Annotated in this window: 24 protein-coding genes and 5 tRNA genes; 15 read left to right on the top strand and 14 right to left on the bottom strand. The window is 44.6% G+C overall.

Annotation, left to right across the window (positions count from 1 at the left end):
• From PHE37_RS02610 to PHE37_RS02570, 9 genes are all read left to right on the top strand, one after another.
• Positions 1 to 1221, top strand: a complete 1221-nt coding sequence (locus PHE37_RS02610) for an HDOD domain-containing protein (protein ID WP_299997573.1) — start codon at positions 1 to 3, stop codon at positions 1219 to 1221.
• Between the two features lie 284 nt (positions 1222 to 1505).
• Positions 1506 to 2702, top strand: coding sequence for a site-specific integrase (locus tag PHE37_RS02605; protein WP_300008164.1), 1197 nt, complete (start codon positions 1506 to 1508; stop codon positions 2700 to 2702).
• Positions 2703 to 2704: 2 nt separating this feature from the next.
• A complete protein-coding gene (locus tag PHE37_RS02600) occupies positions 2705 to 3367 on the top strand; it encodes a hypothetical protein (RefSeq protein ID WP_299995287.1) in 663 nt (220 codons plus the stop codon).
• Positions 3368 to 3482: 115 nt separating this feature from the next.
• Positions 3483 to 3659, top strand: coding sequence for a helix-turn-helix domain-containing protein (locus PHE37_RS02595; RefSeq protein WP_299995289.1), 177 nt, complete (start codon positions 3483 to 3485; stop codon positions 3657 to 3659).
• Positions 3656 to 3841, top strand: coding sequence for a hypothetical protein (locus tag PHE37_RS02590; RefSeq protein WP_299995290.1), 186 nt, complete (start codon positions 3656 to 3658; stop codon positions 3839 to 3841). The genes PHE37_RS02595 and PHE37_RS02590 overlap by 4 nt, the downstream gene beginning before the upstream one ends.
• The gene (locus PHE37_RS02585) at positions 3838 to 4068 is read left to right on the top strand and encodes a hypothetical protein (RefSeq protein WP_299995292.1); all 231 of its coding nucleotides are present in this window, start codon (positions 3838 to 3840) and stop codon (positions 4066 to 4068) included. Before PHE37_RS02590 ends, PHE37_RS02585 begins: the two co-directional genes overlap by 4 nt.
• Before the next feature lie 235 nt (positions 4069 to 4303).
• Entirely contained in the window at positions 4304 to 4855 is a 552-nt protein-coding gene (locus PHE37_RS02580) for a hypothetical protein (protein ID WP_299995294.1), read from the top strand.
• A gap of 106 nt (positions 4856 to 4961) precedes the next feature.
• Complete coding sequence (locus PHE37_RS02575; RefSeq protein ID WP_299995296.1) at positions 4962 to 5381, top strand: hypothetical protein; 420 nt, start codon at positions 4962 to 4964, stop codon at positions 5379 to 5381.
• Positions 5368 to 5685: a hypothetical protein gene (locus PHE37_RS02570; RefSeq protein WP_299995298.1), complete on the top strand. Its 318-nt coding sequence runs from the start codon at positions 5368 to 5370 to the stop codon at positions 5683 to 5685. Before PHE37_RS02575 ends, PHE37_RS02570 begins: the two co-directional genes overlap by 14 nt.
• A gap of 34 nt (positions 5686 to 5719) precedes the next feature.
• Here PHE37_RS02570 and PHE37_RS02565 read toward each other — a convergent pair whose 3' ends face one another.
• The 6 genes from PHE37_RS02565 to PHE37_RS02540 all read right to left on the bottom strand — a co-directional run bounded on the left by PHE37_RS02565 (position 5720) and on the right by PHE37_RS02540 (position 7201).
• Positions 5720 to 6451: a hypothetical protein gene (locus PHE37_RS02565; protein ID WP_299995300.1), complete on the bottom strand. Its 732-nt coding sequence runs from the start codon at positions 6449 to 6451 to the stop codon at positions 5720 to 5722.
• Positions 6452 to 6676: 225 nt separating this feature from the next.
• Positions 6677 to 6761 (bottom strand) — tRNA-Leu (locus PHE37_RS02560).
• 17 nt (positions 6762 to 6778) lie between these two features.
• Positions 6779 to 6855 (bottom strand) — tRNA-Arg (locus PHE37_RS02555).
• 11 nt (positions 6856 to 6866) lie between these two features.
• Positions 6867 to 6943, bottom strand: a tRNA-Arg gene (locus PHE37_RS02550).
• Positions 6944 to 6996: 53 nt separating this feature from the next.
• Positions 6997 to 7073, bottom strand: a tRNA-His gene (locus PHE37_RS02545).
• A gap of 50 nt (positions 7074 to 7123) precedes the next feature.
• Positions 7124 to 7201, bottom strand: a tRNA-Pro gene (locus tag PHE37_RS02540).
• A gap of 169 nt (positions 7202 to 7370) precedes the next feature.
• Here PHE37_RS02540 and PHE37_RS02535 point away from each other — a divergent pair.
• Both PHE37_RS02535 and PHE37_RS02530 read left to right on the top strand, forming a co-directional pair.
• The gene (locus tag PHE37_RS02535) at positions 7371 to 8714 is read left to right on the top strand and encodes a sodium-dependent transporter (RefSeq protein WP_299995302.1); all 1344 of its coding nucleotides are present in this window, start codon (positions 7371 to 7373) and stop codon (positions 8712 to 8714) included.
• 9 nt (positions 8715 to 8723) lie between these two features.
• Positions 8724 to 9956 carry an MFS transporter gene (locus PHE37_RS02530; RefSeq protein ID WP_299995304.1) on the top strand — a complete coding sequence of 411 codons (1233 nt, stop codon included), beginning with the start codon at positions 8724 to 8726 and terminating at the stop codon, positions 9954 to 9956.
• A gap of 262 nt (positions 9957 to 10218) precedes the next feature.
• Here the strand turns inward: PHE37_RS02530 and PHE37_RS02525 are convergent, their stop codons facing one another.
• Genes PHE37_RS02525 through PHE37_RS02515 form a run of 3 tightly spaced genes read right to left on the bottom strand, consistent with a single transcriptional unit; the run spans position 10219 to position 12992 of the window.
• On the bottom strand, positions 10219 to 10995 hold the full coding sequence (locus PHE37_RS02525; RefSeq protein ID WP_299995306.1) for a thiazole synthase: 777 nt from the start codon (positions 10993 to 10995) through the stop codon (positions 10219 to 10221).
• A 51-nt stretch (positions 10996 to 11046) separates the two neighbouring features.
• On the bottom strand, positions 11047 to 11604 hold the full coding sequence (purN, locus tag PHE37_RS02520; RefSeq protein ID WP_299995307.1) for a phosphoribosylglycinamide formyltransferase: 558 nt from the start codon (positions 11602 to 11604) through the stop codon (positions 11047 to 11049).
• Complete coding sequence (locus PHE37_RS02515) at positions 11601 to 12992, bottom strand: NAD(P)H-hydrate dehydratase (protein WP_299995309.1); 1392 nt, start codon at positions 12990 to 12992, stop codon at positions 11601 to 11603. The genes purN and PHE37_RS02515 overlap by 4 nt, the downstream gene beginning before the upstream one ends.
• A gap of 75 nt (positions 12993 to 13067) precedes the next feature.
• Here PHE37_RS02515 and PHE37_RS02510 point away from each other — a divergent pair, with 75 nt between their 5' ends.
• From PHE37_RS02510 to PHE37_RS02495, 4 genes are read left to right on the top strand one after another with little or no spacing between them, the layout of a single operon-like run.
• Positions 13068 to 14036 carry a KpsF/GutQ family sugar-phosphate isomerase gene (locus tag PHE37_RS02510; protein WP_299995327.1) on the top strand — a complete coding sequence of 323 codons (969 nt, stop codon included), beginning with the start codon at positions 13068 to 13070 and terminating at the stop codon, positions 14034 to 14036.
• On the top strand, positions 14033 to 14980 hold the full coding sequence (locus PHE37_RS02505; RefSeq protein ID WP_299995310.1) for a pseudouridine synthase: 948 nt from the start codon (positions 14033 to 14035) through the stop codon (positions 14978 to 14980). The genes PHE37_RS02510 and PHE37_RS02505 overlap by 4 nt, the downstream gene beginning before the upstream one ends.
• On the top strand, positions 14977 to 15375 hold the full coding sequence (locus tag PHE37_RS02500) for a secondary thiamine-phosphate synthase enzyme YjbQ (protein WP_299995312.1): 399 nt from the start codon (positions 14977 to 14979) through the stop codon (positions 15373 to 15375). The genes PHE37_RS02505 and PHE37_RS02500 overlap by 4 nt, the downstream gene beginning before the upstream one ends.
• Positions 15376 to 15377: 2 nt before the next feature.
• Complete coding sequence (locus PHE37_RS02495) at positions 15378 to 16550, top strand: replication-associated recombination protein A (protein WP_300008162.1); 1173 nt, start codon at positions 15378 to 15380, stop codon at positions 16548 to 16550.
• A gap of 15 nt (positions 16551 to 16565) precedes the next feature.
• On the opposite strand, the gene PHE37_RS02490 is transcribed toward PHE37_RS02495, so the two are convergent.
• Genes PHE37_RS02490 through metH form a run of 5 tightly spaced genes read right to left on the bottom strand, consistent with a single transcriptional unit; the run spans position 16566 to position 24042 of the window.
• Positions 16566 to 18641 (bottom strand): CHASE2 domain-containing protein, encoded by a 2076-nt coding sequence (locus PHE37_RS02490; RefSeq protein ID WP_299995316.1) that lies wholly within the window; start codon positions 18639 to 18641, stop codon positions 16566 to 16568.
• A 3-nt stretch (positions 18642 to 18644) separates the two neighbouring features.
• A complete protein-coding gene (locus tag PHE37_RS02485; protein WP_299995318.1) occupies positions 18645 to 19241 on the bottom strand; it encodes an OmpA family protein in 597 nt (198 codons plus the stop codon).
• Between the two features lie 2 nt (positions 19242 to 19243).
• Entirely contained in the window at positions 19244 to 19666 is a 423-nt protein-coding gene (locus tag PHE37_RS02480) for a FecR family protein (RefSeq protein ID WP_299995320.1), read from the bottom strand.
• A 49-nt stretch (positions 19667 to 19715) separates the two neighbouring features.
• Complete coding sequence (locus PHE37_RS02475; RefSeq protein WP_300008160.1) at positions 19716 to 20531, bottom strand: response regulator transcription factor; 816 nt, start codon at positions 20529 to 20531, stop codon at positions 19716 to 19718.
• Positions 20532 to 20544: 13 nt separating this feature from the next.
• The gene (metH, locus tag PHE37_RS02470) at positions 20545 to 24042 is read right to left on the bottom strand and encodes a methionine synthase (RefSeq protein ID WP_299995323.1); all 3498 of its coding nucleotides are present in this window, start codon (positions 24040 to 24042) and stop codon (positions 20545 to 20547) included.
• Positions 24043 to 24060: the final 18 nt, after the last annotated feature.

The raw sequence follows: 24060 nt of genomic DNA, 5'->3' as shown, positions 1-24060 counted from the left end.
ATGGGAAATAGCTATATCGGGCGTCAACCTATTGTGAATGAGAGAGGGGCTCTTTTTGCATATGATCTTTTTTATTCAGGGCAAAATAATACGCCTCAGGCAACCGCAACGTTGATTAACGACATTCAAAGTTCATTCGGAGTTGATCGGATATTGGGGAAACGGATTGGATTTATCCGTGCCGACTATCGATTTGTGTTCCATGAACTGCTTGATCTGCTCCCGAAAGAGAGGATTGTTTATGCTCTCATGGAAGACATTGCGATTGACCCTCCTCTTTGTAAACATCTGGCAAAGCTCTCTGGGCAAGGATATCGGTTCGCCTTGAATGATTTTGCATATACTCCGGAAAATATTGAGAAATTTGCCCCTATTTTCCCTTATTTAGAGTATCTTAAAATTGATATTCCAAGAAGCGGACGGATCAAGCGCGATGATGTCGAAAAGCTTCAAAATCAGGGGTTAATCGTAATCGGATCGAAAATTGAATCGCATGCGATCCACGCGGAATGTGTGGCAAAAGGGTTTAGTTATTTTCAGGGATATTTTATATCCAAACCCAGAGTGCTTGAAAACCCTTCGTTTTCTATTGATCAAGAGTCTGTAATCAACCTGTGGAACATGCTGCAGAGAGATGTTTCCATCGATGAGTTGGTAAAAGCGTTTGAACTTAATCACATGGTCAGTCTCAAGTTGATCCGTTTTATCAATTCAGCGGTTTTTTCTCTCCGAAATCCCGTCTCATCTATCCGCCATGTCTTGACCCTTATGGGACGGGAACCGCTTTCGCACTGGATAATGCTCTTGATGTTTTCAGAGGCACAGGAATCGGATGAAAATACGATACCTCTGCTCCTTATGGTTGTAAACCGGACAGAGCTTATGACCAAGCTTTTAGCTTTGATGACACCGTCTCCTAGCAAACAACAGATGGCTACGGCCTATTTTGTAGGAATGCTTTCATTGATACACTTACTCTTTCATATTCCTCATAGAGATATCCTCAAACGGCTTAACGTAGCTCCTGAAATTGAGAGAGCATTGTTTGAAGGAGATGGTTTTTACGGGGAATTGCTTACAACAGTCCGTGCGGTTGAGATGGCTGATAATGAGGGGATTGAACATTTCTTGAAAAAATACAATATTGATTATGCGAGGCTGGAACCGATCATTGCAGAAGCGATGGAAAAAGTAAATCAGTTTGATGAAGCCATGGGGTAAGAGATAAATTTGGTCACAATAGAAGAAGTTTCATGAAGAAGTGCCTGAAATAGGCATTTAAAAAGTGATGGTGCGGATGAAAGGACTTGAACCTTCACACCTTGCGGCACCAGATCCTAAGTCTGGCGAATAGCGTTATCTTAATCTATTATCATTTACTACTAACCCCTATTTTACGGGATTACTTAAGTTATAGTTAGCTACCATTTATTATGAATTATTAGGGAAAACCGTAACCCAAACCGTAACCCTTATATTAATAAGCTCAAACAATGACGGCGACAATGGCAACGACAGACAACGCGATCAAGATTACAGATTACAAAGGGATGCTATTCAAAGATGAAAGCAATCTATTCGATGAAGTAAAAGAGATCACCGTCGAAGAGCTATCAAAACGACTTCCAAAAGATAAGCCGTTTAAAGTGGTGATACGGGTGCATAATGGCAAAAGTTCATCACGTCGAACCGTTACCATAACCGACCGATCACGAACGCTACGCAAAACACTTGACGAACTCAAAGCGAATGGACTAGAGCAGACGGCGACCGCGTTTAAAGACGGTACACTCCAAGCCGTCCGAAAGATTACGTTTGATAAATTATTCGATGAGTATCTGGAAAGCAAAACACACAAAAGCAGTCCTAAGTATTTAAAAGAGATCCGCTATTTTGTCGAAAAATGGATTAGTCCCGTTATCGGACAAACTGAAATCAAGAAAATCACTGCCGCCCACTTGCAGAAGATTATCAACACTATTTTAGAATTAGGCAAAGCAACGAGGACAGCGGATACCGTCGTCGATTATTGCCGTCCGATGTTTGAGTATGCAATCGAGCATGATTATATTGTCAAAAACCCTGCTAAAAAATTGAGCGTTCCAAGATATGATAATAAGCAATATTTCGAGATCGAATCCGACAAAGCGCGTAAACTCATTACAGCTATCATCACTCACACCGATCCCACTTATAGGGCGCTATTCTCCTTTTTAATTACTGGGCGACGATTGAATGAAGTCCTATCACTGCGCTGGGAGTGGATACATATCGAAGCGGGTTATTATGAGATTCCATCAGAGACAAACAAGGCACGACGAAATGAGACTTATCCGTTAATGCTGATTTTACTTAATGCGCTGGAGCTTATGGGAATACAAAAAGAGGGCTTAGTGTTCACACCAACACGGGGAGCAGTAAAGCGATCCAACCCGCGCCATGAGTGGGCGGAATTACTCAAAACCGCTGGAATAGAAAAGATGCGGATACATGACACACGTCACCTCATTGGATACGCCGCCGCCAACGCTGGGTTAAGTCTCCATTCAATCGGTCAAGCATTAGGACATTCCGATCAATCAACAACGGCACGTTATTCGAATATCAATCTTGCAACAAAATCCCATGTAGTCGAAACGGTGCTTAATCAGTTTATGAGTGTAGAGGCTACCGTTGTAATAGATGCAGAAGTGGAGGGGTAATTATGGGATACAATGAAATTATAGATCAGTTTCAAGCCTCATTCCCCAAAGGGTTTATATGTCGAGATAATATTCCCGATTCTGTAGCCGAATGGAACGATGAAGGGTTGTATCAATCTAACCTTAGAGCCGATGCACTGAAACGGGCGTTACAATGCCGAACGTCCTGCATAGATGATGAGATGCTGGTTAATCTATTACCCGTTATAGAATACACTGATTTATTATTTCACTATTACAACACGCGCGTTGTACCGATGGAAAAGTGGAATGGTAAGAAAAAAAGCAAACTTCTTAATACACATATCAACAACGCAAGCGACCTAATAGACCTTGCAAAGAATATGGGCGATGAACAATCAGCAAAGGCATTGCAATCGTTTGTAGCTAAGATCACTAAATATGAGAAATTAAAGCAACTTACTAAAAATAGAATATACGATAATTTTCTATTTCTTGCATCATATTTGAGCGTAGAATTAACGGATAAGATTAGACCTACTAAAAAGATTTTGAATGTAGTTAATGAACTACTGGAACGATATTTCCAATACGATCATAAATATAAAGAAGGTATAGAAATAAATAATTTCCTCAAAATGGAGTTTCAATACCAGACAGCCGTAGAACTTCATGTGAGATATTCAGCAAATAAAGCTGGATAATTAACCCCCGTTAGGGTGCAAAAAAAAGTACCCCTAAGCCCATTGCTTCTGACGCATAATATCAATACTTAAGTAATCATAATAAGACGCGGTACCGAGTCGTAAAGGCTCACAAATGACAAAACGTTTACAAACCATCCAAGAGGCGTCCGAACACACTGGACTATTAGTTTCATTTTTACGAAAGATGATTTTTGACAGATCCATCCCATTTATTAAAATAGGGAAGCGGGTTTATTTCGACCGTGACGAATTGAATGCATGGATTGACAGTCATAAGGTTGCTGCATGAGAACAGAGCTACAGACCTTTATAGATGAAATCGATCACGCTAATAACTTTAGCGGTCAAGAGTGTTTTGATTACTTGGTGCTAAAAGCAGTTGCTAACCTATTTGGCGGGAACATTCCCACTAACGAGGTACTGGCTGAGGTTTATAGTGAGCTTCAACGCATAGAAGGCGGTGTGGAATGAGTAAACGTAAATCTCATAAGTACCATATCTTAGAAACCATATTCAATCATGGTGAAAAAACTGCGACAGATTTTAATTACATTTCTAATGCTAATCAGTATATGTGTGATTTAGTAAATAAAGGAATTTTGAAAGATAGATGGGCGGAACTTGGAGAGGCAACGGTCAAATTAAGATCAATCAATGATCGAGAAAAGGCTATGAAGTTTTTAGGATATGCCGACTAACCATAGGATAGCGGCAGGAGTGATGCAGGAAATCTGATACCGACATTATACCCCCGCCGCGCTAAATATGCAACGGGTGACGGCTATTGATAGCGTCGTCTTGCAAGTATCGACTGGCGACGCAGATTTATACACAGCAAAGAAGATCGAGGAGATTTTAGGCGGTCAGCTTGAAATCATGAAATGTTCACCGATCAGACCTTCAGCAGAACAGAAACGAGAATGGAGGCGGTTAATGATGCGTTCATTACCAAAGTCGGCGGTGTTTGTAGCTCTCTTGCATCACAAAAGGGGGCAGTCCATACCTATGATTAGGTACGGAAACGGAAAAGGCTTAGAGCTTCATTTTCATGGATTACAGCAGTATGAGAAAACAGAACTCGCCTTGAATGATGGAGCAATCCAAAGACGCGCGATACTGGATGAATTTGTGAGCGTATGGGATGAGCCTATCAAGTTATCCCGCTTTGATCGTTGTATCGATTTAGTCGGGTTAAAGTGGTGCGATTATTCCAATACGAGAGATCATAGGTCACTATGCAAAAGGCAAGGTACAGCAGTATTTAAAAAAACAACCGTTTACTATCAGCCTCCAAAGCCTCAGTACGTCCAAGTAAGGGCATACGATAAGCAAGAAGCAAATAAGTTGGGTTATCCATTAACCCGTGTTGAGTATTCATTTAAAGGGCAATACTGGCGCAATGGCGAAGCTCTCAAACCGTCGGAGATGATCGAATCGGCTATGCTCAAAGCAGACGCTTATATCCGTAAGTCTCACGCGCGTTAAGTGTATAAGAAAAACGGCTCAGTAAAACATCCTTGAAACTCCGTCTCCATCGGGATTTATAGGGGGTGTGAGTTTGTACAAGAAAAAACGGCAAAAAGAGGAGAAAATGAACGAAAAACAAAAGAAGTTTTTACAGTTACGTGCGAGTGGTTTGAGCTTTGACAAAATAGTTATAGAGTTAAAGACCTCGAAGCCTACCCTAATACAGTGGGGGCGATTGTTCCAAGATGAGTTGAATGATATGAAATTCCAATCACTGGCAACTCTCAAAGAAACATATCAATTTACAGTCAAGGCAAAATATGAGCAGCTCTTGAAGCATTTAAAAAAGATCGATGATGCAATAGAGAATTTTGACTTCACTGGGGCAACATTAAAAGACCTTGCAACGGTGCGGAATGATATTATAAGTCAACTAGAACGGATAGAGAAACAAACCTCTTTCATTGATACGGGCTTGGTCGCTACGTGCGAATACACGGGTAAAAAAGAAGCGATAACGGTCAAACTCAATGAGATTGAATAAACTGGAATTTATCCAAGAGTTACCCAAAATCAAGCCGTTTAAGCCTCTCAACCTATCCAAAACCAAAATAGAGATAGGGGTGAGTGATGTTTCACTTTTACGGCTTCAAGCTGAAATACTTTATAATCTTAGATTTTGGCTTGATGATGTTGTCTATCCAATGAGTATTAATGATAAGATGAGATTTGTTACTGACATGAATATGGTGAACTCTATTTTTAAAATGATCGATAATCACGTTTTTGTATCCAAGAAGGATTATAAAGAGATGATGCGATCAATGGGGATAAAGTCATTAAAGTAAAATGTAACATAGAAGCCTTATAAAAGGGTATATTTCAGCCTCTAACTCCATTTTCAAGCATTTCTTTCTTGATTTTGATGCACTTGTTACATCCAAAATCTTTGAGCTTTTGGTCAGAACATTCGATAAGATCACCAAGACAATAAACTTTGTTTTCAATAAGAAGATCGGCTGTTTTATCTCCAATTCCGCTAATTTTAGAAAGCTCCCATTTCGCCCAAACTTTTGATATTGGTTTGTTGCCAAAAATATGCTGTTTTATTGATGAATATTCAGGTGATGATTTGTAGAAAGAATCTAGCATTTCCATTTTCCACTTAGTATCTCCATATTCCTTATCAATCCAAACATAGGTGTACAGTGAAATTAAAAATTGATAAAAAACTTCACTAGAAAATTTCCCATTGCTATTACCCTTGACACCTAAAAGGGAATATGGCAAAAATGACTTTTTTAAAGGATCATAAAGTTTTGTGACTGGGACAACGCATTCAGTAGGTTGCAGGGGCACTTCATCGGGCGTATGATAAATTTTTGTATAGTTGTTTAAGGACTCAAGAGAAAAATATGAATCATTTAGTGTTGGTGAAGCCATGTAGCCAATGATTACATCTTGGAACTCTTTATAAGCAGCATAGTTTTGACTATTGAGCTTATTAGTGGACGTACTTCTTTGTATATTCGTAACTTCAATAGGTGCTTTTTTATTCTTGAATAAAATCCAAGCCCCAAGAGACAATAAAAAAAATAAAATGAAAATTTCCATGCGTCTAGTATAACTTAATAATACATCGAAATAAATATGGAAATAGATGAGACGCGTTTCAAAAGGTAACGAGATAAAAAGAGATTTTACGCTGATTTATTATGAATTATTAGGGAAAACCGTAACCCAAACCGTAACCCGAGTAAATATTAAGTAGAAAAGTTAGTTGATTTATTGTTAAAGAAAGTCTACCGATGCCCATAAAAATAGGGGTTTATCGATTGATGGTGCGGATGAAAGGACTTGAACCTTCACACCGTTAGGCACCAGATCCTAAGTCTGGCGTGTCTACCAATTTCACCACATCCGCACATAAAAAGTCTAAGGTGGTACGCCCTAGAGGATTCGAACCTCTGACCGATGCCTTAGAAGGGCATTGCTCTATCCAGCTGAGCTAAGGACGCATGAGTATATATGGTGCGCCCGATAGGGTTCGAACCTATAACCTACGGATCCGAAGTCCGTTACTCTATCCAGTTGAGCTACGAACGCACAATCGCCTTCTAAAACATCGTGTATCAAAGGTGTTTCAAACCAGAAACAAATGGGGTGGGTGATGGGGATCGAACCCACGACCCTCAGAACCACAACCTGATGCTCTAACCGACTGAGCTACACCCACCATCTGTAATAAAGAATCTGTTTGAAATGATACAAAAAAGAAAAAAAACATGGTCGGGGCGAGAGGACTCGAACCTCCGGCCCCTTGGTCCCAAACCAAGTACTCTAACCAGACTGAGCTACGCCCCGACCTTCATCTAACTTTACTCGAGTGAGCTAAATTAGTGAGGCGAAATTATAATTTAAAATTGCTCGGATGTCAATAGCTTTTGCAATTTTGCTATAATCCTCATAGTTCTTTGTCTAAAAGGAACCGATTTTGCTAATAGATTCGCAGATAAACAGTTGAAGGAAGAGAATGAAAATAGCACATTTTAGCCGATGGGGATTTTTAATGGCGGCGGCAGGTTCAGCTGTAGGGTTGGGAAATATTTGGAAATTTCCTTATATTACCGGCGTATATGGGGGTGGGGCATTTGTTCTCGTTTACCTTCTTACAGTGATGTTTGTCGGATTTTCGGTCATGATTGCGGAGATGATGATCGGATATCTAGGCCGTCGTGACGGTGTCGGCGCGTTTGAAGAGTTGGCTCCGCGACATAAAGAGAAATGGAAATATGCCGGTTTCATGGGACTTTCCGGAACATTGGTGATGTTTTATTACTCTGTCGTTATCGGATGGATTTTTCACTATATTATTTTGAGTTTTGGAACTTTGCCGGCTACTGTTCCGGAAGCGGAGAGCCTTTACAACCAGTTTTTAAAGCAAGATATGATCGGACAGGTTTTCTTTCATACGATTGCATTTTTGATTACGACAGGTGTTTTGATCCGTGGGATTAAGGGGGGGATTGAAAAATTCAACCTGATTTTAATGCCGGCATTGATGCTTATTATCGGAGGGATGCTTATTTATGCGATGAATATGGAGAGTTTTAGCAAAGCGGTTTCCTATATGTTTGTCCCCGATTGGAGCAAGCTTACTTCGGAAGCGTTTGCAGTAGCGGTTGGGCATGCATTTTTTACCCTTTCTCTCGGTATGGGTGCAATTATGATTTATTCAGCGTCACTTCCCAAGGAGAGCAATATCGTCCGTTCAGCGTTGTTCGTTATTGCTGCTGATACGTTGATTGCGCTTGCGGCAGGTCTGTTTCTCTTTACCTTTTTATTTCAGTATGGTGCTGAGCCTGCAAAAGGTCCCGGCCTCGTCTTTATTTCGCTTCCTACCGTTTTTCATGCGATGGGTGGGGTAGGAAATATCCTTTCGATCCTATTTTTCCTTGCGCTTGCTTTTGCAGGATTGACTTCGGCAGTTTCGCTTGTTGAACCGATGGTGCAGTATCTAATCGACCGTTGGGATATGAGCCGATTTAAAGCGGCAGTATCGATGGGACTTTTCTTTTATGTTTTCGGGATCGTTGCGATTATGTCGGAAATCGATTCGACTTCTACGCTTCTGACATGGGATGGTAAAAACTTCTTTGATTGGGCGGATTACATCACTTCAGCGGTATTGCTGCCGTTTGCGGGATTGATTATGGCGATTTTCGTAGGTCATGTTATGGAAAAAGAACGTGTTGCCTCGGTGCTCAAAACACATATGGGATGGTTTTATCCCGTATGGAGATTTAATATCCGCTATGTTGCGCCTGTCGCACTAATTTTTGTTATGCTCAATCTTATGGGCGTTATTACGATTTAAAGGGATTTAATGACTGACTCTCGACTTTCTATTGTACGGCAAGTTTTAATTCTCCCCGTCATCGTTATCGCGATGGGGTATTTCGTCGATATTTACGATCTGATTTTGTTTGGAGTTGTACGTGTTGCAAGCCTCCAAGAACTCGGTCTTAGCGGAGACGCCGTCACCTCTTGGGGTTCGATTATCCTCAACATGCAAATGGGTGGGATGCTCATCGGAGGTATTTTGTGGGGAATATTGGGAGATAAAAGGGGGCGGCTATCGGTATTGTTTGCCTCGATTATCCTCTATTCTCTGGCCAATTTGCTCAATGCATTTGTCACCAATGTCGAACAGTATGCGGCTCTGCGTTTTATCGCCGGTATCGGTTTGGCGGGCGAGTTGGGGGCAGGTGTTACTCTCGTGGCGGAAATTCTTCCGAAACATCTCCGTGGCTACGGGATCATGACAATTGCCAGTTTCGGTGTTTTAGGTGTTGTTGCGGCAGATTTGGTCGCGGAACATTTCGCATGGCGCAATGCCTATATCTTCGGGGCAGTTTTAGGCTTTATGCTTCTCGTGCTGCGTTTCAAAGTCACAGAATCGGGAATGTTTAAACATCATGTCAGTGATGATGTCAAGCGGGGCGATTTTTTTGCCCTCTTTACCCACAAAAGATTATTTACCAAATACATCAAGGCCATAGCCATCGGTATACCACTGTGGTACGTAGTCGGTATTTTGGTGATGTTTTCACCGGAGTTTGCCAAAGCGTTGGCAATCACAGGAGATGTCACTGCAGGGAAAGCGTTAATGTACTGTTATATCGGTTTGGCAATCGGTGATTTAGGGAGCGGTTATCTCTCTCAAATCATGAAAAGCCGTAAAAAAGCGTTTTCACTTTTTATGGCTTTCTCTCTCGCAAGCGTCCTCTATTACTATACGCTTCAAGGTGCAAGTGCCGAACAATTTTATATTGTGGTATTTGCCCTGGGTATTTTCTGCGGCTATTGGGCCCTCTTCATCACGATGGCGGCGGAGCAGTTCGGAACAAACATACGCGCTACAGTTGCAACGACCGTCCCTAATTTTGTTCGTGGTGCGGTAGTCCCGATCACCTCTTCATTTATACTATTGAAAGGGAGTGTCGGGGTGTTATATGCGGGGGCGATTGTTGGAGCGGTTTCGTTTACTCTGGCGATTATCGCATTGGTGTTAACGCACGATACGTTTCATAAAGATTTGGATTATATAGAAGTTTGATATATATGTACTTTTCTGTTTAGTCAGAAAAGTACCAAAAGATCATACTGTGATCCAAGAACGCTCGTTCCTCTCGGCACTACTGCCTTCGGAACGGCTCTATGTAATGGATCACGGGGATTTTTTTATAGAAATAATTTTGCCCTCACACCACACCAAGAGCAAGGTCGCGTGCCGAAGGGCAAAGCGTACCGCCAGCGTTCTGGGGTGAGGGCGATTTTCTTTTGATACTTTTCTTATGAAAAAGAAAAGTATTAGAGTATTAAAACTGGATCATTCCGTCTACGGGAGAACTCGCAGTGGCATACGGGCGTTTCGGAATACGTCCCGCTAAATAGCTCAAACGCCCTGCAATTACCGCATTCTTCATTGCTTCCGCCATCATCATCGGATTTTGCGCTTGGGCAATCGCCGTATTGGTCAAAACGCCGTCTGCTCCGAGCTCCATTGCAACTGCCGCATCACTGGCACATCCGATTCCTGCATCGACGATAATCGGCACTTTAACCGCTTCGCGTACAAACACGATGTTATAACGGTTTTGGACTCCGAGCCCAGAACCGATCGGTGCGGCAAGCGGCATGATCGCATGAGCACCCGCATCTTCGAGACGGCGCGCCATAATCGGATCATCGCTGGTGTACGCCATGATCGTAAAGCCGTCTTTTGCTAATACTTCACATGCTTTGATAGTTTCCAATACATCGGGATAGAGCGTTTTTTGGGTATCCCCGATTACTTCGAGTTTGATTAAGTCGATCCCTGTCGCTTCGCGGGTGAGGCGAAACAGGGTAATTGCCTCTTCGGCAGTGGTACATCCGGCAGAATTGGGTAGAAACTTCACTTTGGTTCCGGCAAACGTATCACGCAAGTTAGGTTCGTTCGGATTGGTGATATTGAGACGACGTACCGCAACGGTAATCAGCTCCGAGCCCGAAGCCAAGGTTGCCGCTTTGGTTGTTTCAAAGGAGTCGTATTTGCCGCTTCCGACGATAAGACGGCTTCCGAGAGTATATTTTCCGATTTGTAAAGTGTGCATAAAATTGGCTCCTTTGGAGATTAATGTGGGGTTTATAACATAAGGATTCTGTTAGGAATCTTTGAGAAGACTCATAATCCCCAGAGGTAAAATTTCGTGTTCGATGGAACGAATTTTTGCTGTGAAACTCTCCAGCGTCTCATCCGCGCTTTTGGTAAACGAGCGTTGAACAATGATTTCACCGCCGTCTAACTCATCGGTGACCCAGTGAACACTGACGCCGCATATTTTTTCATCGCTTTCAAAACTCCGCTCGATCGCACGGGCGCCTTTGAAGGCGGGGAGGAGGGAGGGGTGAAGATTGATAGAACGAATTTGTGAGGTAAATACCGGGGTAAGAATCCGCATAAAACCGCATAAAACGACTAAATCAGGGTCATACTCACGAATCATTTCAACTAATGCGGCATCATACTCCTCACGATTTTCGTATTCTGTATGGTCACAAATTTCGACCGGGATTCCAGCCGCTCTGGCTTTGGCAATTCCCCCTGCGTTTGGGTTATTGGTAATGGCGCACGTTATGAGTGCGTGTTTATGATGGATCTTTTCGATCAGATTGGCGAGGTTGGTCCCCTCGCCGCTAAAGAGGGCTACAATTCTTTTCATAAAATACAAATTCTTTCTATTAAATCAAATGGGGTGAGGGCATAATTGTTTTTTTCAAAATGCTTTGCTGCAATCGTGTGTGCCAAAGACCCCTGTATTGCGGCATCGAGCGGTGAATAGCCCTGGGCCAGCAATGCGCCGATCAGTCCGCTGAGCACATCGCCGCTTCCTCCCTTGGCTAATGCGACCGTACCGTGCGGGTTGATGTAAAACACTTCGCCTGCGCCGATGATAACGTTAGAACCTTTTAGAACTAACACGGTGTTAGGATAAACCGCACAAAATTGCTCAACATAGCCGAACCGGTCGTTTTGAAGTGTATTCACATCGATGTCGGCTATGCCGGTAAGACGTAAAATTTGGGTGAACTCTTTTGGATGCGGAGTGAGGACGATATTCGGGCGTTTTAAAAGGTCTGGAAATATCGGATGGTAAAAAATATCGGCATCCAAAATCATCGGATGGGTATTGTCCAAGAGCTGAGACAACTCATCGTCGCAAAATTCTTCTCCAAGACCCATTCCCAAAGCAATAGCGGTAGTCCCAGAAGGGAGCGAATGGCTTTGCATCAATTCATGCGGAATAGTGACATTTTCATTGCTGATGATACTGACGAGTCCTGTGCCGAAACGCAAAGCTGCAGAAGCGGCAATGACCGAAGCGCCTATTTTTTCTCCGCAGACAACACTTAAATGGCCGTAACTCCCCTTGTGGGTTGAAGCATGGGTTCGATGGGGCAGGTTTAAATCTGTAGTTTCGAGCAGTTTCCATGAGGATTCAGTCTCATAGAAATGGCGAGGAACTCCCAAGTTGGCAACGAGTATTTCTCCCGTGATCTCTTTGGCGGAATCGCTAAATAATGAACGTTTGAGCCCTCCCATCGTGACGGTGATATCGGCATCAAAAACACTATTTCCGAATGTACCGTCGGGATAGAGTCCGCTGGGGACATCGCAGGCGATTTTTGCTCCGCTCATACTATTCATCTGTTCAATAATCTCAACCGCACTCGGACCGAGCGGGCGATTGAGCCCGCTGCCGAAAAGTGCATCGACGATAATGTCATAATCACCTTCTACGGAAGAGTGTTTCATCCCTAGCGATTCGATACGCTCACGCTGAAGGTGTGCGAGCGGTGAACTTGCACCGAGGGGAAGATGTACCGTAACACGGTATTCTCCCTCAAGCAGCCGTGCCAAAGCCAATCCGTCCGCACCGTTATTGCCGCTGCCGCAGACGATGAGGAGAGAGGAATGAGGGGTAAAGCGAGAGCGAATCAATTGTGCAATGGTATTTGCGGCATGTTCCATCATCACCTCTTCGCTAAGGGCAAATGTTTCTATGCACCGTTTGTCTAGCGAGGTTACTTCAACAAAAATATTTTGCATTCTAAAAGTACCTTTTTGGATAGTTATTCCCGCAATGACGGGAAAATAAAGCCTATTTCGGCTATAATTATCTTTATGAACAACGATTATATCGCAATAGCCAAAAACACACTTGAAATTGAAGCACAAGCTCTCCGTGAAGGCGCTGAAAAGCTCGGAGCTGAAATTGAGCGTGCCGTCAAAATAATCTTAGAGTGTAAGGGGAAACTTGTCATCACCGGAGTCGGAAAATCAGGACTTATCGGGGCTAAAATCGCTGCGACGTTTGCCTCGACCGGAACACCGAGCTTTTTTCTTCATCCTACCGAAGCATTGCACGGCGATCTTGGGATGATCGGTAAAGAAGATGCGGTTTTGGCGATTAGCTACAGCGGTGAGAGTCCGGAGTTGAGCTCCATCCTGCCGCATATCAAGCGTTTTGACATCCCTTTGATCGGGATGACCCGAAATGCCGCTTCGACGCTTGGACGATACAGCGATGAAGTGATCAATATTAATGTTGAGCATGAAGCGTGTCCGCTCGATATCGCACCTACCAGCTCAACCACGTTGACTCTCGCTATGGGGGATGCGTTGGCGGTGTGTTTGATGAAGGCGCGTAATTTCCAAAAAGAAGATTTTGCCTCGTTTCATCCCGGCGGTGCGCTGGGGAAACGTCTGTTTGTCAAAGTGTCCGATTTGATGCGTACGTCGGATCTTCCGATCGTCAATGAAAATACCCCGCTCAAAGAGGCGATTTTAAAACTCAGCGAAGGGCGTTTGGGGACGGTAATGCTCACAAACGGCGAAGGGAAACTCTCCGGGCTGCTCAGTGACGGTGATATTCGCAGGGCGCTGATGAGTGAGACATTCTCATTAGATGCATCCGCGAAAGAATATGCGACGAAAAACCCTCTCGTCATCGATGACTCGACTATGCTTGCCAGTGATGCATTGGTACTGATCGAAAACAAAAAAATCCAGTTGCTGGTAGTGACCGACACTAACGGCGTAATCCAAGGTGCATTGCATCTTCATACACTCGTGGAAGCAGGTATCTCATGATGCGACTTAACAAATTTATCGCCCACTATTCGACCTATTCACGCCGCGAAGCCGACCAGGCGATTTTAGACGGATACGTGCGGATTGACGGTGAAATCGAAACCAATCCGGCTACGCAGGTCGATGAACGTACCGCCAATGTCATGATCAGCGGGAACAAGATTGTTCCGAACGATCAGTTTACGGTTATCGTTTATAACAAACCGCGCGGCGAACTGGTGACAAAAAAAGATCCGCAGGGGCGTAAAACGATTTACGATTCACTCGCGAAACAATATCGTCATTACATCCCTGTCGGTCGTCTCGACTTTGCGTCCGAGGGGCTGCTTCTGCTGACCGACGCATCACGGGTGGCGACGGCACTGATGACCTCCAAAATGGAACGGGTCTATAAAATCAAGATCAAAGGTCCCGTTACCGAGGGGATGAAGATCGCCATGGGTGAAGGGCTGGAACTTGAAGATGCGAGTGCCGGAGCGCACGAGCATGCGGATGCGGGTCCTATGAGTTTCGCGCCGTTCTATGCCTATCAGGTACAAAAAGACCAAGGCGACTACTCCATTCTCAAAGTCGCTATCGGCGAAGGACAGAATCGTGAACTGCGCCGTTTTTTCGCCCATTTCGGTGCGGAAGTCGTGGACTTGAAACGGCTCAGTTTCGGAGGAATCGAACTCAATAATCTTCCGACCGGAAAAGTACGCTTTTTGGAGAGAAGCGAATACACATCGTTGAGAGAATTTTTGGATGCCGTAGAAAAAGCGGAAAAAATTAAACAAAAAAATGAAAAAAAAGCTCCGAAAGTGTTCGAAAAATCAGATGCCAAACCGGCGAAAAAGACATTCGTAAAAGACAAGGCAAAGGTCAAGCCGAAGCCGTCCAATGAACCTTTCGGTACGAATAAATACAAACCTGAGAAAAATTTTGAAAGAGGTAACAAAAAATGAAAACACTTAAATTCCCGACCAGTCATAAAACACAGCTCATGGACATCAGTGCGGAAGTAAAAGAAGCCGTAATCAAATCAGGGATCAAAGAGGGGATCTGTATCGTTTTCACCCCTCATACGACGGGAAGCGTTTTTTTATTTGAAAATGCCGATCAAAACCTTCGCCGGGATTTGTTAACGGCACTCTCTACTGTCATTCCGAGTGATGCGAAATATTCTCACGTCGGGGACAATGCTGCGGCACATCTCAAATCTTCCCGCATGGGTGCGTCGGTCACTATCCCGGTATTTGAGGGTCGTCCGATGTTCGGGAAATGGCAAGGTGTTTTCTTCGGCGAATTTGACGGTCCCCGTCAAGCGCGCGAAGTCATTATCAAAGTAATTGCAGGCTAAAAGTGGCGGACTTTACCTATCTGCTTCGTCCAAAAAAATTTGACGATGTGGTAGGGCAGCCTCACCTCTGTTCGCCCGATGCCCCTTTGCGTTCATTGTGCGAAGGGGGAACTCTCACCCACTCTTTTTTTTACGGTCCTCCCGGTTGCGGTAAAACGACACTGGCACGGATTATCGCCGATGTAATGGGTCTTCCCTTTTATGAGTTTAATGCAACTTCTCTCAAAATTGAACAGCTCCGCAAGATTTTTGACCAATACGAAAATTCACTGACAAAGCCTCTGATTTTTATCGATGAGGTTCACCGCCTTGCAAAAAATCAGCAGGAGGTGTTACTGCCGGTTATGGAAAAAAACAGTGTGTTAGTGATCGGTGCATCAACGGAAAACCCCTATTTCTCCCTTACAGCCGCTATGCGATCGCGCTCGCTGTTGTTTGAACTTCACACGATTACGCATGAAGCGTTAGCCGATTTGTTAGTGCGCACCAAGGTGGAAATGCAAGAGGATGCACGTGAATATCTGATAGCCGGTTCGGGGGGAGATGCGCGTGCAATGCTCAAACTTCTCGAAGTATCAACCGCGCTGAACAAACCGATAACGTTGGAACTGCTCAAATCGCTCCGTCCTGCTGCGCAGTCATTGGGTAGCTCGGAAGCGGGGGTGCATTACGATCTCGCTTCTGCGCTCATCAAGAGTATCCGGGGAAGCGATCCCGATGCGGCGATCTATTATCTCGCCCGTTTGATCGAAGGGGGAGAACCGCCGGAATTTATCGCGCGCCGTCTTGTGATTTTGGCAAGCGAAGATGTCGGGAATGCGAACCCTCAGGCACTTACCCTCTGCACTTCGGCGATGACGAGCGTTAAAATGATCGGTTATCCGGAATCCCGGATTATCCTTGCGCAAGCGGTCATTTTCCTGTGTGCCTCACCTAAATCCAATACGGCATATAACGCCATAAATGCGGCGCAGCAAGCCGTCAAAAACGGTGTTATTCTTAATATCCCCGAACATTTGCGCCAACAGCACAAAGGGTATCTATATCCGCACGACTTCGGCGGATGGGTGGATCAAAAATATCTCTCGAAACCACTCAAATTCGTCGAATTTAAAAACAGTGGGTATGAAGCGAAAATGGGGGAATGGATAGACAAAGTGTGGGAAAAAAAGTAGTGCAATGCGGTTTTGTTAGGAGATCAGTGGAAGAAGAATAGCAAAGAGTGCACCATCTTCTACGTTAATCACACTGATTTCCCCTCCCATCTTCGTCCGAATAATCGCGTTGGATATATATAAACCGATGCCGCTTCCACCGTTTTCTTGTTTAGTCGTAAAATACGGTTCAAAAATACGTTCGATGACAGCGGACGGAATCCCGCCTCCGTTATCCAGAATTGTCACAATCGCATTTTCGCCTTTTGCCGATACATTGATGTGAAGCTGAGGGTTCATTCGATTGTTTTCCATTAGAGCGTCTTTGGCATTTTGCAAGAGATTAATGATCACTTGTTTGAATTCGCTTGGTGAACCCATTACCATCAACTCCGTGTCGGAGTACTCTGCATTGACCGTTATCCCGTTGGATTTTAGCATCCCATTTAAAAGTTGAAGAGCTTCTTGGATAGGAAGATTGAGATCAAACGGGATACTTTTGCGATCCGGTTTGACAAAGTTGCGAAAATCTTCTATGGTTTGCGACATAAAGAGAATTTGCTCCATGGATTCCGTACTCATTTGATGCATATAGGCTCCATCCACTTTCCCTTTTGCAAAAGCAAACTCTGCATGCTGAACAATGGTGCCGAGCAAATTGAGCGGTTGACGCCATTGATGGGCGATATTGTCAATCATCTCCCCCATGGCAGCCAGTTTGGACTGTTGCAATACCATTGCTTTTTGGTATTCGATTTCCAGTTCACTCTGATTTAAGGCGCTTTCGAGTTGTTTCTTTTGACGCTCGGCACGCTGTATCTCTTCAATGAATATTTTTTTATCGCGATAATCGATGAAAAACATGAACATAGCCAAGATAAACAAGTATGCACTCAATGGGACGATAAAATATCCGATGGACGGGTAAAGGTGATAGTGCCATGACAGAGCGGTAAATGCTGCGGCAATCGACAATGTGGCCAAAAAGATCCATACAACACTCATATAGCGTTTTCGAATCATTTGTATCAGCAACGCCAGAGCGACAATAAAAGAAACTAAGATATGAATCACTCGATAGAGGGAGGGTTGAACGGCCAAATCGCCGTTTAGAATGTTTTCGATGGCGGTTGCATGGATAAACACCCCGGAACGGATTGATCCGTCACTCATTGTATAGGTACTGTCCAGCCCGTTTGCGGTAGAGCCGATCAAAACATATTTTCCTTTGAGTCGATCAGGTTTTACTGTAGCGTTGAGGATATCATAGGCTGAAATCTTTTCATAAGAATCGTGCGGGTAAAAAGCGAGGAGTGCTTCCGCATGGCGATCAACCAAAAAGTTTTGACTATTGATGCTCAGCTGCATCGTTCCAAAAAGCGATGAAGTCGGAGTGAAATGAACTCCGGGTTTAACGGATGCGATTGCCGCTATTCCCAATGTCGGAATCCATAGATCCTGATGGCGCATAACAAGAGACAACCGTCTTAGGATGCCGTCTTCATCGGCCGCCGCATGAATATGTCCGATGCCGCGGGAACGTTGTTGGAAATAGGGTAAATTACAGACCAAGGGATCCAAATCGTACAGATCGATCTTCTGAAGAGTGGGTGTGTAGGTTACGCTATTGGGCAATATACAGACACTGCTTTGGGTGTCGGTATTCGAAAAAACCGGTAAAATGATCGGGGAACGGGCGATTACATCGGACAAAACAGCATCATTGTCTTGCAAAGATTCGGGTAACCCGCTGATCGACATATTGAGATCTAAAACCGTTTTATAAAAGGACCGCAGAGTCGAGGGAGAGGTGCGATCCGGTTCTGAAAAAACCATATCCAGTACGATAGCGGAAGGGTTGGCATCGGCTATCTTCTCAATAAGTTTAGCCGTAATAATACGAGGCCACGGCCATTGACCCAATGCTTTCAAACTCTTGTCGTCAATTTCGACGATAACGGTATGCTCAGGAGAGTGAGCGGAAGGAAAAGTATGGCTTAGACGGTCATAAAATTTGTAATCCATATAGGTGAGCAGAGGAGAAAGCCACCATAGAAGATAAAAGAGAGTCGTAAGGATAAACAAGCCGGAAATGAAAAGTCGGCGTCTCATATATTAGCGTACTATGACTTCTACACGGCGATTCTGAGGTTCCGCTACACCGTCTTCGGTTGGGATTAGCGGATCATTTTCTCCGTACGATGTGACAGAACTTCGTACCAAAGTTACATTGTGTTCTTGCAGATATTTTTCGACTGTTTTGGCACGTTCCAATGCCAATTGATGATTTTGTTCGGCTTCGCCTGCACGATCGGAATGTCCGATAATGTCTACCGCTGCAGGTTCTCGTGACGCGATCAGGTCGATGAGCTCATTGATCTGATTTTTTGATGATTCGGTCAGTTCAGAGGTTCCGGACTCGAAATAAAACAGGAGTGAAACCGGTTTGCTTGGAAGACAATTCAGTTGCTCTGCGTATTTCTGACGTATTGCATCCGGATCACCTTTTGTAACTGGAGAGGGCTGTTTGTCCGAGGCGGTCAGTACCGTATAAAAATAGGGTTGATCCACAATCACATTTCCTGCATCGCTAGAAACGGCAACGGCATTGTGTGCAGATTCGTTATCGAGTAAAATCACTGTCGTTTTGGGTGTCGAGGTTATAAAAGGGAGCGATAATAGAATAGCACTCCATAAGAAGAACGGTTCCATAATTATTCGGCATCCACAATAAATTTCGTACCGCGAATACCGATAATTCCCTGCGGAACTTTGATATTTACTTTTTCAGGAGCTAATTTCCCGATTTTCCCTGATTCAAATACCATTGTCCCCTTGGGTAGGGTCACATTGAATTTAAAATCTTTTTTGGTGGGTTGAAAGAGATAATCGTTAATAATGAATTCACTCTCAGGACCGATAGCGATTCGTGTTCCGTCGTTGAAAGAGAGTCCTATAGAGCTGTTTTTTCCGGTATGAATCGTATCCCCGCTAAAAAGATATTCCCCGATTTTTGCCGTGTGAACCGCATCGTCTCTTTTTACACGTGCATCATTGTGTATATTTTTAATAAAAGCTACCGATTCTGAACTCCATGCGCTCAGCACAAATGCCAGAATGATAATGAGTGATTTCACACTTGTCCTTTATGGGATGAATACGAAATAGATTTTATCGCGTCTTTGCTTAGAGAGGTTTAGCATGTGAGTAAGAGAGACGATATCCCAAGCCATAGATGCTGGAGAGGGTGTTTTCCGGGAGTTTTTTTCGAAGACGCATCATCATTCCGCGAAGATTATCTGAACTGACATCGATATTATTGAGATAGAAATGATGGAGAATATCATCGCTGCTGCACACCTGCTCAAACTTTGAAGTCAGTAATGTCATTAAATGAATTTCATATTTGGTTAGGGAAGCATCGCTTCCGCGGCAGATTAACTTTTTTTTCTCGTTGTCCCAGCAGGTATCTTCATCTAAAGCGATGATATGTCTATTTTCCGGTATGACGGTTATGGCCGTATTGATTTTTTTGCATACTTTATGGAGGGTATCGAGCATCTCTTGGTATTGAATCGGTTTGGTGATAAACTGGGCAACTCCATAATTGAGCAGGGTAATGAGATATTCGGCTTCCGTATGCGCCGAGAGAATGATGATCGGTTGATCGGGGCGTATGGCGTAGAGTTCAGCCGTTAGTTCAACTCCATTCATTCTCGGCATTTGGATATCAGAAATGACTAAATCGTAGTATTTTTGTTTCGAAACGAAATAATGGTTGAATTTTTCGAGGGCATCGATTCCATCAATTCCCGTATCGACACGGTAAAAATAATCTTCTAAGATTTCTGCCGTTCGCTGACGAATGGGGTCATCGTCTTCTACAAATAAGACGGAAAGCCGCTTAGTCTCTTCGTAAATGGTTTGAGTCTGTAACATCCGTTGATTTTTAATCCCATTTAATGAATTGCGGTTAATACGATATGGTACAGCACGTATCATTAAAATACTACAATCAAATATTGTAGTACGTTGCCTCTTTGTGATGGACGACCAGAGCCGTCGTACTTTGTTCCGGGTGAATTTGATAGGTCTCGGAGAGGGTAATACCGAACTCTTCCGGACTCAACAGATCAAAGATGATACGGCTCGGTTCGAGATCCGGACATGCCGGATACCCGAAGCTGTACCGTGCTCCTGCGTAGCGGTTTAGGCGAACATCACGCAAACTAAATCCTTCATCATCGCTTGCAATATTCAGATCGAGCCGGATTTGCTTGTGCGCCACTTCGGCTAAGGCTTCGGCAAGTTCTACCCCGAAACCGTGCACCATGTTATATTCCAAATACTCATTATTGGCGTAGAGCTCTTTTTCATACTCACTGAATTTATCTCCGACACTGACGCAGCTTAGCGGAAGCACATCATCACGTGTATGGGCAAAAAAATCGCTCAGAGCGCGATGCGGGGCTTTACGCTGGCGCGGAAATTCAAAGACATATTTGGCATTCCCGATCACTTCATCAAGCGGTTGGCGATTGGCATTTTCATCGATATTCCATCCGTAGCTCTCGTCAAAAATGAGGAGTTCCTGATCGCTGCTTCGGACGGGATAGTATCCGTAAATCACGGTAGGGTCAAACAATCCGCGTTTTACGATTTCATTTTTGATCCGCTCATACGCTGGATAGACTTTGGTTTCAAGCAGTTTTTTGTACTCATCTACCGGCATTCCTGCACGTTTGTATCCCCAATGCATTTTGAAAAGACTGCGTTTATTGACCCATTCGCATACCATGTCAAAATCGAGCTGTTCTTTGCGTAATACGCGACGTCCCCAAAACGGAGGGGTCGGGATTCTGACCTCGCTTGGCATTTTTATCTCTTCAAACGGAGGAATCACTATGTCGATTACTTCTTTGGTCGCACGTTCCACCATGTCTCCGCCGAGTCGTGTATCGAGTCCGACACTCGGATCGGCATTGTATTTTTCGATGCGGCTCATCGCGATAACCCCGTCGAAGGCGTCTCGGCAGTAAAAGATCGCCCCTTTGTAGATCGGTCGGCAAAAATCATCCACAAAGCTGCGGGTAAGTGCAGCTCCACCAAGCAGTACCGGAGTCGTGATCCCCATGCTGGCCATCGTTTCCAAATTGTCTTTCATGACTTGGGTCGATTTAACCAGCAATCCTGACATCCCGATAGCGTGGATTTCTTTGGTTCTCATAACGTCGAGATACTCTTCAAGCTCCGTTTTAATCCCGACATTGATTACTTTGAAACCGTTATTGGAGAGGATGATATCGACGAGATTTTTGCCGACGTCATGGACATCTCCCTTAACGGTTCCGATCACAAGGGTGGTGTCGGTATCTTTTTCCTGTTTGGAGAGATAAGGGTTGAGATAATCGACAGTTGTCTTCATCGTCTCGGCGCTCTGCAACACGAACGGCAGCTGCATTTTCCCCGATCCGAAAAGCTCACCGACGATTTTCATCGCATCAATGAGGATTTCATTGACGATTCTATCGGGATTGATCACGTGACGCGCTTTTTCTACCAGAGGGATCATTCTCTCTTTATCACCGTCGATGAGGAGTTTGGCGATTTTTTCTTCATCGCTCATAGCCTCGTATTCTTCATCGTTTTTAGAGTTATCAATGGTCTTGTCACTGAAATGTTCGATAAATTTAAAGAGCGACTGATCATCAGGAGAGAAGAGCAGTTCTTCACAAATGGAGCGATCTTCTTCAGACATTTTAGAGAGCGGTACGATGTGTTTGACATTGATGATGACAGACGTCATACCCGCTTCGATACAGTGGTGTAAAAAGACACTGTTCAGATAGACTCGGGCATTCATACTGAGTCCGAAAGAGATATTGGATAATCCAAGCGTTGAGCCGACGTTGGGATATTTGGTATGGAGCTGACGGATCGCTTCGAGCGTTTGGATGGCAGCATCACGGTATTCCACGTCTCCGCTTCCTACTGTAAACGTGAGCATATCAAACATCAGATTGCGTGGATCAATACCGTGGCGGTTGACACACAGATCGTAGATACGGTCCGCAATGCGCATTTTATCTTCCGTCGTTTTTGCCATCCCTTTTTCATCGATGACGAGACACACGAGTGCGGTTCCGAATTTTTTGGCGAGGGAACAGATCGCATCCAGACGATCTTCCCCGTCTTCGAGATTGACCGAGTTGATGATCGGCTTGCCGCCGATGCATTTGAGCGCTTCTTCCATCGTGTTGACCCGTGTCGCATCGGGCATGAGAGGGATAGGGATTTTTTGGTTGTAGAGTCTCATGACGTGTGCCATATCCACCGCACCGTCACGTCCGGCAAACTCGACGTTGACGTCCAGACAATGGGCACCGTCGCGTACTTGTGCCTGACCGACACTGAGTGTCCCCTCGTAGTCGCTTGCAATGATCAGTTCGCGAAACGCTTTGGAGCCTGTCGAGTTGGAACGCTCTCCGATGAGCAGCGGGGCAGGGGTTTGGATAAGCTCAACCGTATTGAACAGCGATGCGATAGAAGGAGGTGTTGTTCCGCTGGGTTTTTTAGGGGCAATCGTAGAGACTTTATTGACGAGTGCGCGAATATGCTGAGGAGTGGTTCCGCAGCATCCGCCGAGGAAGCTGACACCGTCGTAATTTAAAAAGTCACATTGCAGCTGGGCAAACTCATCGGGTCCCATCGGATAGTATGAATAGCCGCCTCTGTTTTGAGGGAGTCCCGCATTGGCATGAACCGATATCGGTTTTCCCCATACCTCTGAGAGGGTTCTGACATGTTTGCCGTACTGTTCCGGTCCAGTACCGCAGTTGAATCCCAGACTGATAATGTCAAACGGCTCCAAAATCGTTGCAATCGTTTGCGCATCGGTTCCGATAAGCATACTTCCGGCTAGTTCGATAGTCACGGAGACCATGATAGGCAATGAAGTACCGCGCTCTTTATTCGCGGCTTCGCAGGCATGGAGTGCCGCTTTGATTTGAAGCGGGTCTTGACAGGTTTCGAGGAGGAAAATATCGCATCCGCCGTCGATAAGACCCAGACAGCACTCTAAATACCCCGCGTACATCTCGTCATAATGGATATGCCCGAGAGAGGGGAGCTTCGTTCCCGGTCCGATGGAACCGAGGACAAAACGGGGATGTTGCGGGGTCGAAAACTTATCGCATTCGGCTTTACATACAGCGGCACCGGCGCGAGAGAGCTCGTAGGCGCGATGGCCGATCCCGTATTCATCAAGTACCCAGCTAAAAGCGCCGAAGGTATTGGTCGTGATGAGGTCGGCTCCGGCGGTGAGGTAAGCATGAAAAATATCGCTCATAACTTCGGGGCAGGTAACGTTGAGAAGTTCGTTACACCCCTCCAGCCCTTCCCATGCACTCTCGGGAATTTTGTCGGTACGCTCTTGAAGCTGGGTTCCCATCGCACCGTCGATGATGAGAGGACGGTGGGTGAGTGTTTCTAGAAGCGTTTGTTTGACCGACATAACAGAGACCTTGCGTAA

It is taken from the genome of Sulfuricurvum sp. (genome assembly GCF_028681615.1).
Taxonomy (GTDB): Bacteria; Campylobacterota; Campylobacteria; order Campylobacterales; family Sulfurimonadaceae; genus Sulfuricurvum.
Note: the sequence above shows the minus strand (reverse complement) of the source record. Positions and strands in the feature narration are given on the sequence as shown.

What these genes read in the sequence shown, in the direction of transcription:
- PHE37_RS02500 (WP_299995312.1), top strand. Translation starts at nt 14,977, where the DNA reads ATGAAAACACTTAAATTCCCGACCAGTCATAAAACACAGCTCATGGAC.
- PHE37_RS02575 (WP_299995296.1), top strand. Translation starts at nt 4,962, where the DNA reads ATGAACGAAAAACAAAAGAAGTTTTTACAGTTACGTGCGAGTGGTTTG.
- PHE37_RS02585 (WP_299995292.1), top strand. Translation starts at nt 3,838, where the DNA reads ATGAGTAAACGTAAATCTCATAAGTACCATATCTTAGAAACCATATTC.
- PHE37_RS02580 (WP_299995294.1), top strand. Translation starts at nt 4,304, where the DNA reads ATGATGCGTTCATTACCAAAGTCGGCGGTGTTTGTAGCTCTCTTGCAT.
- PHE37_RS02610 (WP_299997573.1), top strand. Translation starts at nt 1, where the DNA reads ATGGGAAATAGCTATATCGGGCGTCAACCTATTGTGAATGAGAGAGGG.
- PHE37_RS02510 (WP_299995327.1), top strand. Translation starts at nt 13,068, where the DNA reads ATGAACAACGATTATATCGCAATAGCCAAAAACACACTTGAAATTGAA.
- PHE37_RS02505 (WP_299995310.1), top strand. Translation starts at nt 14,033, where the DNA reads ATGATGCGACTTAACAAATTTATCGCCCACTATTCGACCTATTCACGC.
- PHE37_RS02475 (WP_300008160.1), bottom strand. Translation starts at nt 20,531, where the DNA reads ATGATACGTGCTGTACCATATCGTATTAACCGCAATTCATTAAATGGG.
- PHE37_RS02590 (WP_299995290.1), top strand. Translation starts at nt 3,656, where the DNA reads ATGAGAACAGAGCTACAGACCTTTATAGATGAAATCGATCACGCTAAT.
- PHE37_RS02595 (WP_299995289.1), top strand. Translation starts at nt 3,483, where the DNA reads ATGACAAAACGTTTACAAACCATCCAAGAGGCGTCCGAACACACTGGA.
- PHE37_RS02570 (WP_299995298.1), top strand. Translation starts at nt 5,368, where the DNA reads ATGAGATTGAATAAACTGGAATTTATCCAAGAGTTACCCAAAATCAAG.
- PHE37_RS02600 (WP_299995287.1), top strand. Translation starts at nt 2,705, where the DNA reads ATGGGATACAATGAAATTATAGATCAGTTTCAAGCCTCATTCCCCAAA.
- purN (WP_299995307.1), bottom strand. Translation starts at nt 11,604, where the DNA reads ATGAAAAGAATTGTAGCCCTCTTTAGCGGCGAGGGGACCAACCTCGCC.
- PHE37_RS02605 (WP_300008164.1), top strand. Translation starts at nt 1,506, where the DNA reads ATGGCAACGACAGACAACGCGATCAAGATTACAGATTACAAAGGGATG.
- metH (WP_299995323.1), bottom strand. Translation starts at nt 24,042, where the DNA reads ATGTCGGTCAAACAAACGCTTCTAGAAACACTCACCCACCGTCCTCTC.
- PHE37_RS02565 (WP_299995300.1), bottom strand. Translation starts at nt 6,451, where the DNA reads ATGGAAATTTTCATTTTATTTTTTTTATTGTCTCTTGGGGCTTGGATT.
- PHE37_RS02490 (WP_299995316.1), bottom strand. Translation starts at nt 18,641, where the DNA reads ATGAGACGCCGACTTTTCATTTCCGGCTTGTTTATCCTTACGACTCTC.
- PHE37_RS02535 (WP_299995302.1), top strand. Translation starts at nt 7,371, where the DNA reads ATGAAAATAGCACATTTTAGCCGATGGGGATTTTTAATGGCGGCGGCA.
- PHE37_RS02530 (WP_299995304.1), top strand. Translation starts at nt 8,724, where the DNA reads ATGACTGACTCTCGACTTTCTATTGTACGGCAAGTTTTAATTCTCCCC.
- PHE37_RS02525 (WP_299995306.1), bottom strand. Translation starts at nt 10,995, where the DNA reads ATGCACACTTTACAAATCGGAAAATATACTCTCGGAAGCCGTCTTATC.
- PHE37_RS02515 (WP_299995309.1), bottom strand. Translation starts at nt 12,992, where the DNA reads ATGCAAAATATTTTTGTTGAAGTAACCTCGCTAGACAAACGGTGCATA.
- PHE37_RS02485 (WP_299995318.1), bottom strand. Translation starts at nt 19,241, where the DNA reads ATGGAACCGTTCTTCTTATGGAGTGCTATTCTATTATCGCTCCCTTTT.